At 44.7% G+C, this 13,128-nt stretch carries 15 protein-coding genes, 1 pseudogene and 1 other annotated feature; of the genes and pseudogenes, 14 read left to right on the top strand and 2 right to left on the bottom strand.

Annotated features, from left to right (window positions below):
- The first annotated feature begins 4 nt into the window (after positions 1 to 4).
- The 5 genes from D7D50_RS08710 to rfbB all read left to right on the top strand — a co-directional run bounded on the left by D7D50_RS08710 (position 5) and on the right by rfbB (position 4,964).
- Positions 5 to 1,090: an NAD(P)/FAD-dependent oxidoreductase gene (locus D7D50_RS08710; protein WP_120702014.1), complete on the top strand. Its 1,086-nt coding sequence runs from the start codon at positions 5 to 7 to the stop codon at positions 1,088 to 1,090.
- Positions 1,091 to 1,268: 178 nt separating this feature from the next.
- Entirely contained in the window at positions 1,269 to 2,093 is an 825-nt protein-coding gene (locus D7D50_RS08705; protein ID WP_042361047.1) for a ZIP family metal transporter, read from the top strand.
- A gap of 92 nt (positions 2,094 to 2,185) precedes the next feature.
- Positions 2,186 to 3,055, top strand: coding sequence for a glucose-1-phosphate thymidylyltransferase RfbA (gene rfbA / locus D7D50_RS08700; RefSeq protein ID WP_048717356.1), 870 nt, complete (start codon positions 2,186 to 2,188; stop codon positions 3,053 to 3,055).
- Positions 3,055 to 3,648 (top strand): dTDP-4-dehydrorhamnose 3,5-epimerase family protein, encoded by a 594-nt coding sequence (locus tag D7D50_RS08695; protein WP_120702013.1) that lies wholly within the window; start codon positions 3,055 to 3,057, stop codon positions 3,646 to 3,648. Before rfbA ends, D7D50_RS08695 begins: the two co-directional genes overlap by 1 nt.
- Before the next feature lie 269 nt (positions 3,649 to 3,917).
- Positions 3,918 to 4,964, top strand: a complete 1,047-nt coding sequence (gene rfbB, locus D7D50_RS08690) for a dTDP-glucose 4,6-dehydratase (protein WP_006596502.1) — start codon at positions 3,918 to 3,920, stop codon at positions 4,962 to 4,964.
- 83 nt (positions 4,965 to 5,047) lie between these two features.
- Here the strand turns inward: rfbB and D7D50_RS08685 are convergent, their stop codons facing one another.
- Positions 5,048 to 5,449, bottom strand: coding sequence for a DUF6556 family protein (locus D7D50_RS08685; protein ID WP_227877734.1), 402 nt, complete (start codon positions 5,447 to 5,449; stop codon positions 5,048 to 5,050).
- Positions 5,450 to 5,551: 102 nt separating this feature from the next.
- The gene (locus D7D50_RS08680) at positions 5,552 to 6,115 is read right to left on the bottom strand and encodes a hypothetical protein (RefSeq protein ID WP_120702011.1); all 564 of its coding nucleotides are present in this window, start codon (positions 6,113 to 6,115) and stop codon (positions 5,552 to 5,554) included.
- Positions 6,116 to 6,355: 240 nt separating this feature from the next.
- Between D7D50_RS08680 and D7D50_RS08675 the strand changes: the two genes are divergently transcribed.
- The 9 genes and pseudogenes from D7D50_RS08675 to D7D50_RS08635 all read left to right on the top strand — a co-directional run.
- Complete coding sequence (locus D7D50_RS08675; RefSeq protein WP_120702010.1) at positions 6,356 to 7,498, top strand: cysteine desulfurase family protein; 1,143 nt, start codon at positions 6,356 to 6,358, stop codon at positions 7,496 to 7,498.
- A 21-nt stretch (positions 7,499 to 7,519) separates the two neighbouring features.
- Positions 7,520 to 8,740 carry a tRNA uracil 4-sulfurtransferase ThiI gene (gene thiI, locus D7D50_RS08670; protein WP_120702009.1) on the top strand — a complete coding sequence of 407 codons (1,221 nt, stop codon included), beginning with the start codon at positions 7,520 to 7,522 and terminating at the stop codon, positions 8,738 to 8,740.
- Positions 8,741 to 8,907: 167 nt separating this feature from the next.
- Positions 8,908 to 8,994: a sequence feature (ribosomal protein L21 leader region), on the top strand.
- Between the two features lie 33 nt (positions 8,995 to 9,027).
- Positions 9,028 to 9,342 carry a 50S ribosomal protein L21 gene (gene rplU, locus D7D50_RS08665; protein ID WP_003007734.1) on the top strand — a complete coding sequence of 105 codons (315 nt, stop codon included), beginning with the start codon at positions 9,028 to 9,030 and terminating at the stop codon, positions 9,340 to 9,342.
- 15 nt (positions 9,343 to 9,357) lie between these two features.
- On the top strand, positions 9,358 to 9,702 hold the full coding sequence (locus D7D50_RS08660) for a ribosomal-processing cysteine protease Prp (protein ID WP_006596492.1): 345 nt from the start codon (positions 9,358 to 9,360) through the stop codon (positions 9,700 to 9,702).
- Positions 9,703 to 9,718: 16 nt separating this feature from the next.
- Entirely contained in the window at positions 9,719 to 10,012 is a 294-nt protein-coding gene (rpmA, locus tag D7D50_RS08655) for a 50S ribosomal protein L27 (RefSeq protein WP_003002805.1), read from the top strand.
- A gap of 437 nt (positions 10,013 to 10,449) precedes the next feature.
- Complete coding sequence (locus D7D50_RS08650) at positions 10,450 to 11,352, top strand: LysR family transcriptional regulator (RefSeq protein ID WP_120702008.1); 903 nt, start codon at positions 10,450 to 10,452, stop codon at positions 11,350 to 11,352.
- Between the two features lie 3 nt (positions 11,353 to 11,355).
- A complete protein-coding gene (lspA, locus tag D7D50_RS08645; protein WP_120702007.1) occupies positions 11,356 to 11,817 on the top strand; it encodes a signal peptidase II in 462 nt (153 codons plus the stop codon).
- Entirely contained in the window at positions 11,807 to 12,697 is an 891-nt protein-coding gene (locus D7D50_RS08640; RefSeq protein ID WP_120702006.1) for an RluA family pseudouridine synthase, read from the top strand. Before lspA ends, D7D50_RS08640 begins: the two co-directional genes overlap by 11 nt.
- 228 nt (positions 12,698 to 12,925) lie before the next feature.
- Positions 12,926 to 13,093: pseudogene (locus D7D50_RS08635) on the top strand (pyrroline-5-carboxylate reductase family protein); the annotation flags it as partial.
- Positions 13,094 to 13,128 lie beyond the last annotated feature (35 nt).

Here is a 13,128-nt window from a genome sequence, read left to right as displayed (position 1 = left end):
GATCATGAAAGTTGCAATTATTGGTGCAGGGATCGTGGGATCCACTGCAGCCTATTATTTATCCAAAGAAGCACAAGTGGATGTAACCGTCTATGACCATGTACTTGGCCAAGCAACCAAGGCAGCGGCTGGCATTATTAGCCCTTGGTTTTCTAAGCGACGAAACAAGGCCTGGTATCGTCTGGCTCGCTTAGGAGCTGATTTCTACCAAGAATTGGTGGAGGACCTAGCTAAGGATGGAATCGAAACAGACTTTTACCAGCAGACCGGGGTCTATCTTCTTAAGAAAAAAGAGGAGAAATTAGATGAACTTTATCAGTTGGCGCTAGGCCGTCGGGAAGAATCACCCCTGATTGGGGAATTAGCGATCTTGACCAAAGAAGAAGTGACCCAACAATTCCCAGGTCTGCAAGGCTTTGACCAGCTCCTTTATGCATCAGGTGGAGCCCATGTAGAAGGAGCCCTTCTGACGGCAACCCTTCTTGAAGCCAGTGGTGCAAGGGTGATCAAAGAAGAGGTTGCTCTCTCGGTCTCAGATAATGGCTATCAGATAGCAGGAGAGAATTATGACCAAGTCATCCTAGCAACAGGAGCCTGGTTGGGGCAAATCCTAGAGCCACTTGGCTACCAAGTTGATGTCCGTCCGCAAAAAGGACAGTTGCGGGATTATCAGTTAGACTTAGATACAGACAACTATCCTGTGGTCATGCCAGAAGGGGAACTGGATATCATTCCCTTCCAAAAAGGCAAGATCAGTATGGGAGCTACCCATGAGAATGAAATGGGCTTTGACCTAAGTGTGGACCAAGCTCTGCTGAACCAGATGGAAGAAGAAGCCTTGACCTACTATCCGGAACTGGCTCAAGCGGCAGTCATGGGGGAGCGCGTGGGAACTCGGGCCTATACTAGTGACTTCTCGCCCTTTTGGGGAGCCGTTCCCGATCAAGCAGGCCTTTATGTGGCGAGTGGTCTGGGATCGTCTGGTCTTACAACGGGCCCCCTCATTGGTTGGCATCTAGCCCAACTAGTGACAGGAGGAGACTTGCGTTTAGATCCAACAGATTATCCAGTTGAACAATATGTGAAGTAGAGAGTGGGACAAAAGTCCTAGCCTCTCAATTGTCTACTGTGCGGAGGTGGGACGACGAAATCGAATTCTAACGAATGACCGATTTCTGTCCCACTCTCTTTTTTTCGAAAGACCTTCCTTCATTCGGATAAAAATAGTAGAATAGAACAAGTGAATCAACAAAAAAATGGGAGTTGTTATGAATTGGTTTCAATCACAATCCGTGGTCTTGCAGGCCTTTCTCGCAGGATTGTTTACATGGGGCTGTACCATCGTAGGGTCAGCCATCGTCTTTTTCTTCAAGCATATTAGTCGAAAACTATTGGACATCATGATGGGCTTCGCGGCGGGCGTTATGATTGCGGCTTCTTTTTGGTCCCTCTTGCAACCGTCTATTGAGTATGCGGAAAACTCCTATGGAAGTTTGGCTTGGTTTCCGGCTGCGATCGGTTTTCTAGCTGGAGGTTTTTTCCTCCGCTTGATCGACGCCATCGTCCCTCACCTTCATATGAGTAAGGAGATTGAGGAGGCTGAGAGCATCCATACGCCGAGGGAAAAGAAGTTGTCTAAAACAACCCTACTCTTTCTCGCTATTACCATCCACAATTTCCCAGAAGGCTTGGCGGTCGGAGTGGCCTTTGGGGCTCTCGCCAGCAATCCAAGTCCAGAAGCCTTTATCGGGGCGGTTGGTTTGGCTATCGGGATTGGCTTACAAAATATCCCTGAAGGTGCTGCTCTTTCGATCCCGATCCGGACGGATGGCAAATCCCGTCTCAATGCCTTTTATTGGGGCTCCATGTCCGCCATCGTGGAACCAGTAGGAGCCCTGCTAGGGGCAGTAGCGGTCCTATCTATGACGGCCATCTTGCCGTATGCTCTTTCTTTTGCGGCAGGGGCTATGATTTTTGTAGTGGTTGAAGAGTTGATACCAGACTCGCAGACCAACGGCAATACAGATGTTGCGACCCTCGGCCTCATGGTTGGCTTTGTCATTATGATGATCCTAGACGTCGCTTTGGGATAACCTGTCATCACCTTGCAACACAAATGCAAGGTGACTTTTTTATATAAACATGATAAAATAAGGGTAATGACTACGTAGAAAGGCCTAACATTATGAAAGGTATTATTTTAGCAGGTGGTTCGGGGACTCGTTTGTATCCTTTGACCCGTGCCGCTTCCAAACAGTTGATGCCCATTTATGACAAACCAATGATCTACTATCCACTGTCAACTCTTATGTTGGCAGGGATCAAAGAAATCCTGATCATCTCAACTCCGCAAGATCTTCCTCGGTTTGAAGAGCTTCTTGGAGATGGTTCTGAACTTGGTATTTCCCTCTCTTATGCAGAGCAACCAAGTCCAGACGGCTTGGCACAAGCCTTTATCATTGGTGAAGAGTTCATTGGTGACGATCATGTTGCCCTCGTTCTTGGAGATAATATCTTCCATGGAAATGGCTTAACCAAGATGTTGCAACGGGCTGAAGCAAAAGAAAAAGGGGCAACTGTCTTTGGTTACCAAGTTAAAGATCCAGAACGTTTTGGTGTGGTAGAGTTTGATGCAGATATGAATGCTATCTCTATCGAAGAAAAACCAGAACATCCAAAATCGAACTTTGCAGTGACAGGACTTTACTTCTATGACAATGATGTAGTAGAGATTGCTAAAAACATCAAACCAAGTCCTCGTGGAGAGCTTGAAATCACCGATGTCAACAAGGCTTATTTGGAGCGTGGAGATCTCTCTGTTGAGCTCATGGGTCGTGGCTTTGCTTGGTTGGATACAGGAACTCACGAAAGTCTCTTGCAGGCTTCTCAATATATCGAAACTGTTCAACGCTTGCAAAACGTCCAAGTTGCCAACCTTGAAGAAATCGCCTATCGCATGGGTTATATTACCAAAGAACAAGTCCATGAATTGGCGCAACCTCTTAAGAAAAATGAATACGGACAATACTTGCTCCGTTTGATTGGAGAAGCTTAATGACAGAACAATTTTTCGGAAAAGAATTAGCAGTCCGCAAGATTGAAGCCATCCCAGGCTTGTTGGAGTTTGATATTCCAGTCCATGGGGACAACCGTGGCTGGTTCAAGGAAAACTTCCAAAAGGAAAAAATGCTTCCTCTTGGATTTCCTGAAAGCTTCTTTGCCGAAGGCAAGTTGCAAAATAACGTTTCTTTCTCGCGCAAGCATGTCTTACGTGGTCTGCATGCAGAACCTTGGGACAAGTACATCTCTGTAGCAGATGAAGGAAAGGTTCTTGGTACTTGGGTAGACCTTCGTGAAGGCTGGACCTTTGGGAACACCTACCAAACTGTGATTGATGCTTCAAAAGGCATCTTCGTACCACGTGGTGTAGCCAATGGTTTCCAAGTTTTGTCTGACAAAGTAGCCTACAGCTATTTGGTCAATGATTACTGGGCATTGGAACTCAAGCCAAAATATGCATTTGTTAATTATGCAGACCCAAGTCTAGACATCCAGTGGGAAAATTTGGAAGAAGCAGAAGTCTCAGAAGCTGACAAGAATCACCCATTGCTCAAAGACGTCAAACCCCTAAAAGCAGAAGATTTGTAAAAATGAAGCTCTTAAAACAATCAAGACAATTATTATATAGTTTTTAGGTTTGCTATAAACGAGCGAAGCGAGCTATATGCTTAGCTTTCCGCCGTGAAAAAAGCACCTGAACCATTGTGTTTCAGGTGCTCGGAAGTTTTGAGACACTAGGCTCAAAACTTAGTCATGGAACTTCTTCGAAGTTCGCTGACGTCCGTACTCACCTAAGGAAAGCTAAAAAAAGATTGATTTAAGGAACGATAAAGAAAAAACAATTTTTTGGAGAAAAAATGACTGAATACAAAAACATCATCGTAACCGGTGGCGCTGGTTTCATCGGTTCAAACTTCGTACACTATGTCTACAACAACCATCCAGACGTGCATGTGACTGTCCTTGACAAACTCACTTACGCAGGTAATCGTGCCAACATCGAAGAAATCCTTGGGGACCGTGTTGAATTGGTTGTGGGTGACATTGCTGACGCAGCATTGGTTGACCAACTGGCTGCTAAGGCTGATGCGATCGTTCACTATGCGGCTGAAAGCCACAATGACAATTCATTGAATGACCCATCACCATTTATCCACACAAACTTCATTGGTACCTACACACTCTTGGAAGCTGCTCGTAAATACGATATTCGTTTCCACCACGTGTCAACAGACGAAGTGTATGGAGACCTTCCATTGCGAGAAGATCTTCCTGGACATGGGGAAGGTCCTGGTGAAAAATTCACTGCAGAAACCAAATACAACCCATCATCCCCTTATTCATCAACCAAGGCTGCTTCAGACTTGATCGTGAAGGCTTGGGTTCGTTCCTTCGGTGTTAAGGCAACCATTTCAAACTGTTCAAACAACTATGGACCATACCAACACATCGAAAAGTTCATCCCACGTCAAATTACCAATATCTTGTCTGGTATCAAACCAAAACTTTATGGTGAAGGCAAGAACGTCCGTGACTGGATCCACACCAACGACCACTCAACTGGTGTTTGGGCTATCCTTACTAAAGGCCGTATCGGTGAAACTTACTTGATCGGTGCCGATGGTGAAAAGAACAACAAAGAAGTGCTTGAGTTGATCCTTGAAAAAATGGGACAACCAAAAGATGCCTACGACCGTGTAACAGACCGTGCGGGTCACGATTTGCGTTACGCCATCGATTCAACAAAATTGCGTGAAGAATTAGGTTGGGAACCACAATTCACCAACTTCGAAGCAGGTTTGGAAGAAACCATTAAGTGGTATACAGATAACCAAGACTGGTGGAAAGCCGAAAAAGAAGCTGTTGAAGCTAACTACGCGAAAACACAAGAAGTTCTCAAGTAAAAACAAGCCTCTATCGATCAGGATTTCTGGTCGACAGAGGCTTTTCTGTTTTAGAAACAAAAAAAGACCAAACGGTCTTTTTTTTACTGGTTAGCAGATGATTCGGTATCCGTAGCAGAAGGTGTTGTGTCTGCAGGAGTTTCACTGGCACTGGTTTCTACCTGTGATGAATCAGTTTGTTCAGAGCTTGCTTCGGATGCTTGGTTACTGCTAGCACTGGTATCCGTTCCCGTAGCACTTGAATCAGTAGCAGATCCATCCTTTTCATGGACAACAACAACGCTAGTAGAGCTATCTTTTTTCTCCTCTGTCTTAGAAGTTGGTTTCATGATACTGTAAATGGTAAATGAAGTAACGATAATCCCGAGGAGACTAGCAATCGTTGCGACAATCATCTGGAATAAAGAAAGGCTCTGTTTCACTTTTTCGCTTCTAGATGGTTTGTTACTGTCCTGGTGTTTTTCTTTTCGTGAGTATTGTGACATAATCTCTTTCCTTTTCATTTCATTTTTTGTTCTTTTATGTGAACACTTTAGTCATTATACGTTATTTTTATGAAAATGTCTAAAAAGAAATGAAAGAGGTCTTTAAAATTTCAAATTGCTTTCAAACTGGACACTTTGTGACTCGCTTGCTTCAGAGGATGATGCAAAGTTTGCCTGTCCTTTTTCAGAGAGTGAAATTGGTTGGTTTGTTTTACTAGGCTGGCTGGTGATTTGATGGTTACTAAAACTAGAGGCATCATTAGGAGTGATAAACTGACCATTTGCCTGAATCTCTATCTTGTTTGGATCTGGGATAGAGTAGTCGATCCTTCCCTTGAATTCCTTGGTCTTTGAAATTACTCTTACATCTTTCACGCGGATGATGCGACGGAACCATCCATTGTATTCGACCAAGCATTTGAATTCGATGTGGCTATTAGTTTCGCCTGGGATTGCTTGGGTAAGGGTCATTTCGCGAAGGCTACCCTCATCTTCTCTAAAGTACGGTGGTTTTTCCAAGGGCTGTTGTAAGTCACACTGTCCTTTGCCGTGACAGGCTAGTTGGGCAGAGGGAAGTGCAAATGGAAATGGTGGTAGGACAGAGAGCAGTCCTCCAAGAGCAAGACTTCCAGCTAGGGCGATGGAAAGATAGATTGGTCGTTTCATGTTTGTCTCCTTTTATCATCTTTCGGGACCAGTTTAGTGGTTGAACAACTGTTTTAAAAGCCAGAACTTAGTTTTGTAAGCGTTTTACAAAACACCCCATCTTCATCATAAGCTATTTTGAGAAATTTACAAGTTTTCTGTCTGAAACTAGGAACAAAATGAAGCCTGCCAAATCCTTGTCCCTCCAACCTATAAATGTTACAATAAGATGATTGAAAATTGACTAGGAGAGAGTGGAAGATGATTTACTTTGATAATTCAGCAACAACCAAACCTTATCCAGAGGCCTTAGCTACCTACACGGAAGTCGCAAGCAAAATATGGGGAAATCCATCTAGCTTGCACAACTTGGGAAGTCAAGCGACTCGGATCTTGGAGGCATCTCGCAAGCAGATTGCTTCCCTCCTAGGCAAGAAAGCAGAAGAAATCTTTTTCACCTCGGGTGGGACAGAAGGGGACAACTGGGCGATCAAGGGAGTTGCTTTTGAAAAAGCTCCTTACGGGAAGCACATGATTGTCTCAGCTATTGAGCACCCGGCTGTGAAGGAATCAGCCCTCTGGCTACAAGGTCAAGGATTTGAGGTGGATATTGCGCCAGTTGATGCGCGTGGCTTCGTCCAAGTGGAAGAGTTGGAAAAACTCTTGCGTCCGGATACAACCCTCGTTTCGATCATGGCAGTGAATAACGAAGTAGGTTCTATCCAGCCTATTCAAGCCATTGCGGATCTATTGGCTGATCGTCCGACCATCACCTTCCACGTCGATGGGGTTCAGGCTCTTGCTAAGATTTCAACTGCTCTCTACTTACCAGATCGGGTGGATTTAGCGACCTTCTCTAGTCATAAGTTTCATGGACTTCGTGGGGTAGGCTTTCTCTACCTCAAAGAAGGTAAAAAGATCAGTCCCCTCTTAACAGGCGGCGGACAAGAAAAGGACCTTCGTTCGACGACGGAGAACTTAGCTGGAATTGCTGCGACTGCCAAGTCCTTGCGCTTGGCGATGGAGCGTCAAGAGGACTTTGAGCACAAGTGCCATCAGTTAAAAGAAGTCATTCGTGAGGAATTGGCTCACTATCCAGATGTGACGGTCTTCTCTGGAGATGAGGGCTTTGCGCCTCATATCTTGACCTTCGGTATCAAGGGAGTGCGAGGAGAAGTCATCGTCCATGCTTTTGAAGAGTATGAGATTTATATATCGACAACCTCTGCCTGCTCTTCCAAGGCTGGCAAACCAGCTGGAACCTTGATCGCCATGGGAGTAGACAAGGCTCTGGCGCAAACAGCTGTCCGTCTCAGTCTAGATCTCGAAAATGATATGAGTCAAGTCGAGCAATTTTTGACCAAGTTCAAACTGATCTATGAAAAGACGCGAAAGGTGCGTTAAGGAAAAGAAAAGGAAGTAACTATGCCATTAACTTATTCAGAAATTATGATCCGCTACGGGGAGCTTTCTACTAAAGGAAAGAACCGGATGCGCTTCATCAATAAATTGCGCAATAATATCTCAGATGTTTTGTCCATTTACCCAGCTGTCAAAGTGACAGCCGATCGGGACCGTGCTCATGCTTATCTAAATGGAACGGATTACGAACCAGTGGCGGAATCTCTTAAACAGGTCTTCGGGATTCAAAACTTTTCACCAGTCTACAAGATTGAAAAATCAGTCCCAGCCTTGGTTTCAGCCGTTCAAGAAATCATGCAGGAGATTTACCAGGAAGGGATGACCTTCAAGATTTCCAGCAAGCGGAGTGACCATTCTTTTGAACTGGATAGCCGAGAACTCAACCAAACCTTGGGTGGTGCTGTCTTTGAAGCCATTCCAACCATTCAGGCCCAAATGAAAAAACCGGATATCAACCTGCAAGTCGAAATCCGGGAAGAAGCAGCCTATATTTCTTATGAAACCATTAAGGGAGCAGGTGGTCTGCCAGTTGGGACATCTGGTAAAGGCATGCTCATGCTATCTGGTGGGATTGACTCTCCGGTAGCGGGTTACCTAGCCTTGAAGCGGGGTGTGGATATCGAAGCGGTCCATTTTGCTAGCCCACCTTATACCAGTCCTGGCGCGCTGAAAAAAGCCCACGATTTAACTCGAAAATTGACCAAGTTTGGGGGCAATATCCAGTTTATCGAAGTACCATTTACTGAGATTCAAGAAGAGATCAAGGCAAAGGCACCAGAAGCCTACCTCATGACCTTGACTCGTCGCTTTATGATGCGCATTACAGATCGCATCCGTCAAATCCGTGGTGGCCTAGTCATCATCAATGGGGAAAGCCTCGGTCAGGTAGCTAGCCAAACGCTAGAGAGTATGCAGGCCATCAATGCGGTAACCAATACACCGGTTATCCGTCCGGTGGTGACGATGGACAAGTTGGAAATCATCGATATTGCCCAAGCCATCGATACCTTTGAAATCTCTATCCAACCGTTTGAAGACTGTTGTACCATCTTTGCACCAGATCGTCCAAAGACTAATCCGAAACTCAAAAATGCGGAGCAATATGAGGAGCGCATGGACGTGGAAGCCTTGGTCGAACGAGCAGTTGCTGGAATCATGATTACAGAGATCACACCTCAAGCTGAAGCGGATGAAGTCGATGAGCTGATTGAGGATTTGTTGTAAAATCCCAGTGAGATTTGTTAAAAAATCTGTAACATAACTAATAGAATAGAGGGAAACGCTTGTTTTCCTCTTTTTTTATCAATAAATGATGAAAATCCGTTTTCAAGGGACAAAAATGCTTGTCTTTGTCTGATAGAAGTGATATACTTATAGAGTTGACTATGCACATGCCTGTGCAACCGCTCGATCATCGTTGCTCATCCCTTGAGCTTAAGAGGTTCGTCCCACGATGCTAGGCGAGTCTTCACAAAATACGGGGAAACCCAAAAATACATAGGAGGTGCATAATGAGCACATACGCAATCATTAAAACTGGCGGAAAACAAGTTAAAGTTGAAGTTGGTCAAGCAGTCTACGTTGAAAAATTGAACGTTGAAGCTGGTCAAGAAGTTACATTTAACGAAGTTGTTCTTGTTGGTGGTGAAAACACTGTTGTCGGAACTCCACTTGTTTCAGGAGCTACTGTTGTTGGAACTGTTGAAAAACAAGGAAAACAAAAGAAAGTTGTTACTTACAAGTACAAACCTAAAAAAGGTAGCCACCGTAAACAAGGTCACCGTCAACCTTACACTAAAGTTGTCATCAACGCAATCAACGCTTAATTCTTAGGAGAACACATGATACAAGCAGTCTTTGAACGAGCCGAAGATGGCGAGCTGAGGAGTGCAGAAATTACTGGTCACGCCGAAAGTGGCGAATACGGCTTAGATGTCGTGTGTGCATCGGTTTCTACGCTTGCCATTAACTTTGTCAACTCTGTTGAGAAATTTGCAGGCTATGAACCGGAACTAGAATTAAACGAAGAAGAGGGTGGCTTCATGCGGGTAACAATCCCGACAGACATTCCACCTCACCAAAGAGAAATGACCCAACTATTCTTTGAATCATTTTTCTTAGGGATGGCAAACTTATCGGAGAACTCATCCGAGTTCGTCCAAACAAGAGTTATCACAGAAAACTAACTGGAGGAAAACAATTATGTTGAAATTGAATCTTGCTAACTTGCAACTTTTCGCCCACAAAAAAGGTGGAGGTTCTACATCAAACGGACGTGATTCACAAGCAAAACGTCTTGGAGCTAAAGCAGCTGATGGACAAACTGTAACAGGTGGATCTATCCTTTACCGTCAACGCGGTACTCACATCTACCCAGGTGTGAACGTTGGACGTGGTGGAGACGATACTTTGTTCGCTAAAGTTGAAGGCGTAGTACGCTTCGAACGCAAAGGTCGCGATAAGAAACAAGTTTCTGTTTACCCAATCGCTAAATAATTTGTATTCAAAAACTCTCTGATCAATCAGAGAGTTTTTTTTATGATATGTGTCAATTATTAGTTGATTATTTGATCTCTAATGTTTCTTTTTATACTTTATAGATCATAGAAAAAAACGTTTTAAAACTTTCCTTAGGTGAGTACGGACGTCAGCGAACTTCTACGAAGTTCCATGACTTAGTTTTGAACCTAAGGTTTTAAAACTCCCGAATGCTTGAAACGCCAGTGTTTCAAGCATTTTTCTCACGGCGGAAAGTTTGAAAATTTGCTTGAGTAGCTTCATAGATTAGAAATTATTTAATGCTTAACAGTTTCCTTATCATTTTTACGAGCATTAATTCAACTCCTAGTAGATCTCTTTCGATTGATGCCCCCATCTTTTTTCATCCTCTAGATTATGGTATAATGGAGTGATATTGTTAGAAGGAAGAAGACATGAATATTCAACAATTACGCTATGTTGTCGCGATTGCCAATAGTGGTACTTTTCGTGAAGCAGCTGAAAAAATGTACGTCAGTCAGCCGAGTCTGTCCATCTCTGTGAGAGATTTGGAAAAGGAACTGGGCTTTAAAATTTTCCGTCGGACTAGTTCAGGGACTTTCTTGACCCGCCGCGGGATGGAATTTTATGAAAAGGCCCAAGAATTGGTCAAGGGCTTTGATGTTTTTCAAAACCAGTATGCCAATCCTGAGGAAGAAAAGAAGGAATTCTCGATCTCGAGTCAGCACTATGATTTCCTTCCCCCTTTGATTACCCAATTCTCTGTCCTTTACCCTGAGAATAAAAATTTCCGGATCTTTGAGTCAACGACGGTTCAAATCCTTGATGAAGTGGCTCAGGGTCATAGTGAATTGGGGATTATCTACCTCAATAAGCAAAATACCAAAGGGATCATGCAACGGGTGGATAAACTGGGCTTGGAAGTCGTTGACCTGATTCATTTCCAGACCCATATCTATTTGCGTAAGGGTCATCCATTAGCTAAGAAAGAATCCTTAGTGATGGAGGACTTGGCACACCTACCGACCGTTCGCTTTACCCAGGAAAAGGATGAGTATCTCTACTATTCGGAGAACTTCGTCGATACGAGTAGCAGTTCCCAGCTCTTCAATGTGACAGACCGAGCGACCCTGAATGGGATCCTAGAGCGGACCGATGCCTATGCGACTGGTTCTGGCTTCTTGGATAGCCAGTCGGTGAATGGCATTACTGTCATCCCCTTGATCGATGATCTTGATAATAAAATGGTCTATGTCAAACGGGAAGAGGTGGATCTCTCACCAGTGGCTGAGAAGTTTGTCCAAGTTATGGAAGCCTACTTTGATGAGAAGAGGTAGGCCATGAAGAGAAAAGTAAGTATTTTTATCAGTATCCTCCTCCTGATTGCCTTGGATCAAGCTGTTAAGTGGTATGTGGTCAAGGAAATCCCACTGGGGGGTATGCGTACCTTCATTCCCAAAGTGGTCAGCCTGACCTATCTAAAGAACTCAGGTGCTGCCTTTTCCATGTTAGAAAACCAACAGTGGTTCTTTGCCATCATAACTTTGATTGCGATGGGGGCAGCCTTTGTCTACCTTTATCGTCACATCAATGGTTCCATTTGGCTCTTGTTGGGGTTGACCCTGATTATTTCAGGGGGAATCGGCAACTTTATTGACCGGGTTCATCAGGGCTTTGTCGTCGATATGTTTCACTTGGATTTTATGAACTTTGCTATTTTTAATGTAGCAGATATTTATTTAACCGTCGGTGTGGGATTGTTACTGATTTATCTTTTAAGAGAGGAGAGCCATGGAAATTAGAGTGGAAGTCGCTGGAGCGCGACTGGATAAGGCCGTCTCAGAGTTGACTGAACTCTCACGTGGCTTGGCTAATGAGCAGATCAAGGAAGGAAAAATCCTCGTCAACGGTCAAGTCAAAAAGGCCAAATATACCGTAAAAGAAGGGGATGTTATCAGCTACGAAGTCCCTCAAGTGGAAGAAGTGACCTACGAGGCAGAAGCTATCCCCTTAGAGATTGTCTATCAGGATGCGGATGTCGCCGTGGTCAACAAACCCCAGGGAATGGTGGTCCATCCTAGTGCGGGGCATACTAGTGGGACCCTGGTCAATGCCCTCATGTATCACATCAAGGACTTGTCAGGGATCAATGGGGAGCTTCGTCCGGGGATCGTCCATCGGATTGATAAGGACACCTCTGGCCTTCTCATGGTGGCTAAGAATGATGCAGCTCATGTAGCCTTGGCAGATGAGCTCAAGGCTAAGAAGTCCCTGCGCAAGTATTGGGCTATTGTCCACGGTAATCTCCCTAATGATCGGGGTGTCATTGAGGCGCCGATTGGACGGAGTGACAAGGACCGCAAGAAGCAGGCTGTGACAGCCAAAGGAAAACCAGCTCTGACCCGTTTCCATGTTTTGGAGCGTTTCGGGGATTATAGCTTGGTCGAGTTGCAATTGGAGACAGGACGGACCCACCAGATTCGGGTTCACATGGCCTACATTGGCCATCCGGTCGCTGGTGATGAAGTCTATGGTCCTCGCAAGACTTTGAAAGGCTATGGCCAGTTCCTCCATGCTAAGACACTGGGCTTTACCCATCCACGGACGGGAGAAGTCATGGAGTTTTCAGTGGAGGTACCGGAGATTTTCCAAGCAACCTTGGAGCAGCTTCGTCAAGGATAAGCTTATCATCATCAAAACGAGTTTAACTCTTGTGGTTCAAACTCGTTTTTTTGTGGGCAAATGGGGATTCCCTTGGTCCACTCTTAGTATTTTTTAAGGCTTTCATGGTATAATGTTACAATCGAATACACTGGAGAATGAATGTATGAAGAATAAGAGAATTGTGTTTAAAGTGGGGACCTCTTCCCTAACCAATCAAGATGGAAGCTTGTCTCGGAGCAAGGTCAAGGCCATCACCCAGCCTGCCTAAGGGATGCGGTTTGTAGTCCAGGCGGCTCTACCATCGCAGGAGTCAACCGCTTGGAACAAGTCGGCTTACGGGGTGACATTATTGCCGGCGTGGAAGCGGCCTACAAACGCACCCAAGAAATGGGACAAGAGGCAACGAAAAACTAGAGAAAAAAAGATTGGTTTTGTCCAATCTTTTTTAC

It is taken from the genome of Streptococcus koreensis (assembly GCF_003627135.1).
Lineage (GTDB): Bacteria > Bacillota > Bacilli > Lactobacillales > Streptococcaceae > Streptococcus > Streptococcus ilei.
This window is presented reverse-complemented; position numbering and strand designations above follow the sequence as displayed.

Coding starts and splice junctions, on each gene's coding strand:
- D7D50_RS08710 (WP_120702014.1), top strand. CDS start 5: ATGAAAGTTGCAATTATTGGTGCAGGGATCGTGGGATCCACTGCAGCC.
- D7D50_RS08705 (WP_042361047.1), top strand. CDS start 1,269: ATGAATTGGTTTCAATCACAATCCGTGGTCTTGCAGGCCTTTCTCGCA.
- rfbA (WP_048717356.1), top strand. CDS start 2,186: ATGAAAGGTATTATTTTAGCAGGTGGTTCGGGGACTCGTTTGTATCCT.
- D7D50_RS08695 (WP_120702013.1), top strand. CDS start 3,055: ATGACAGAACAATTTTTCGGAAAAGAATTAGCAGTCCGCAAGATTGAA.
- rfbB (WP_006596502.1), top strand. CDS start 3,918: ATGACTGAATACAAAAACATCATCGTAACCGGTGGCGCTGGTTTCATC.
- D7D50_RS08685 (WP_227877734.1), bottom strand. CDS start 5,449: ATGTCACAATACTCACGAAAAGAAAAACACCAGGACAGTAACAAACCA.
- D7D50_RS08680 (WP_120702011.1), bottom strand. CDS start 6,115: ATGAAACGACCAATCTATCTTTCCATCGCCCTAGCTGGAAGTCTTGCT.
- D7D50_RS08675 (WP_120702010.1), top strand. CDS start 6,356: ATGATTTACTTTGATAATTCAGCAACAACCAAACCTTATCCAGAGGCC.
- thiI (WP_120702009.1), top strand. CDS start 7,520: ATGCCATTAACTTATTCAGAAATTATGATCCGCTACGGGGAGCTTTCT.
- rplU (WP_003007734.1), top strand. CDS start 9,028: ATGAGCACATACGCAATCATTAAAACTGGCGGAAAACAAGTTAAAGTT.
- D7D50_RS08660 (WP_006596492.1), top strand. CDS start 9,358: ATGATACAAGCAGTCTTTGAACGAGCCGAAGATGGCGAGCTGAGGAGT.
- rpmA (WP_003002805.1), top strand. CDS start 9,719: ATGTTGAAATTGAATCTTGCTAACTTGCAACTTTTCGCCCACAAAAAA.
- D7D50_RS08650 (WP_120702008.1), top strand. CDS start 10,450: ATGAATATTCAACAATTACGCTATGTTGTCGCGATTGCCAATAGTGGT.
- lspA (WP_120702007.1), top strand. CDS start 11,356: ATGAAGAGAAAAGTAAGTATTTTTATCAGTATCCTCCTCCTGATTGCC.
- D7D50_RS08640 (WP_120702006.1), top strand. CDS start 11,807: ATGGAAATTAGAGTGGAAGTCGCTGGAGCGCGACTGGATAAGGCCGTC.